Origin of the sequence: Candidatus Frankia nodulisporulans (assembly GCF_902806475.1) — a bacterium.
In the GTDB taxonomy this organism is placed as follows: domain Bacteria; phylum Actinomycetota; class Actinomycetes; order Frankiales; family Frankiaceae; genus Frankia; species Frankia umida.
This window is the reverse complement of record NZ_CADCWS010000495.1, coordinates 1-1,129: the sequence shown is the minus strand read 5'-3', so window position 1 is coordinate 1,129 and position 1,129 is coordinate 1. Positions and strand designations below refer to the sequence as shown.

The 1,129-nt window shown below is 73.8% G+C and carries 2 protein-coding genes; one reads left to right on the top strand and one right to left on the bottom strand.

The window, feature by feature from the left end:
• A partial coding sequence (locus G6R24_RS21095; RefSeq protein ID WP_163550858.1) for a helix-turn-helix domain-containing protein occupies window positions 1-613 on the bottom strand: 613 nt, incomplete at its 3' end.
• Window positions 614-769: 156 nt separating this feature from the next.
• On the opposite strand from G6R24_RS21095, the gene G6R24_RS21090 reads away from it, so the two are divergent.
• The gene (locus G6R24_RS21090; RefSeq protein ID WP_163550857.1) at window positions 770-1,105 is read left to right on the top strand and encodes a hypothetical protein; all 336 of its coding nucleotides are present in this window, start codon (window positions 770-772) and stop codon (window positions 1,103-1,105) included.
• Window positions 1,106-1,129: the final 24 nt, after the last annotated feature.

Genomic DNA, 1,129 nt, shown 5'->3' with positions numbered 1-1,129 from the left:
CCGCCCGGGCGCGGAACTCGGGATGCTTGCGGCTTCTGGCCTGGATCCCGGTCTTCTCGTCGACCGAGAGCAGGAGCGTGCCGTCGGCGGATCCGTCGAGGTAGAGCCGGCAGACCTCGCCGGCCTGTCGCCAAAAGTCGCGGGTGTCGGCACGGCCCAGCCAGCCGCGGACCCGGTGCGGGCGGACCTCGGCCTCGGCGAGAACCCGCCCGACGGTCGCCGGCGAGATCGACAGGCCGCGGCCGGCGAGGTGGCCGGCCAGCGTGCGCTGCGTCCAGACGCTCGCCCCGGACGGCGGGAGCGAGGTCGCGGTCGCGACGACCGCGAGCCGCGCCGACGGGCCGTGGATCGGCGGCCGGCCCGGGCGTGGCCGGTCGAACAGGCCCGGGATACCGCGCGCGGCGAACCGCACCGGCCACACCCGGGCCGTGGGCACCGAACAGCCCACCACCCGCGCGATCTCGGCGGGGCCCGCCCCGGCCCCGGCGAGCAGCACGATCCGCGCCCGCCGCACGAGGCGCTGCTCGCTGCTGCCCGCCGCGACGACCTGGTTGAGTTTCCGGCGTCGTTTGACGGTCAACGCCTCGGCGACCGTCCGCCAGCCACGGCCCATGAACCTGTCAGCACTCCTGAAGCCCCAGGTCACGGGCACGTACATCGGCCACCGGGGGCAGACGGTGAACCACGGGCCGTGCCCGGCGCCCCGATACCCGGCGCGGGCGGACAGCGTGATCCCACCACAGGTCACCGGGCGGTCAGACTGGCAGGCGTGCCAGTACCGACCAAGCGCCTCAAGGACCTCGTCGAGGGGACCGTGGACCACCGCGCCTCGCAGACCCACCCGGTCCTGCAGGAGATCACGATCCAGTGGCGCGGCGGGTTCGGCTACCTGAGCGCCTGGGCCGGCGAGGGCGACGACAACGACGAGGAGATCCGGCTCTGCCGGATCGAGTACCTCGGCGGCGAGGCCTGGGCGTTCGCCCTCTACGCCCCGGCCACCGAGGGCTACACCCCAGCCGCCCTGGTCACCGGCAGCCGGATCGGATCGCCCACCGAGGCGTACGACACCGCCGCCATCATCCACCTAACCGACTACCAGAAGTAACGATCAATCGGTATGCCTCGCGGC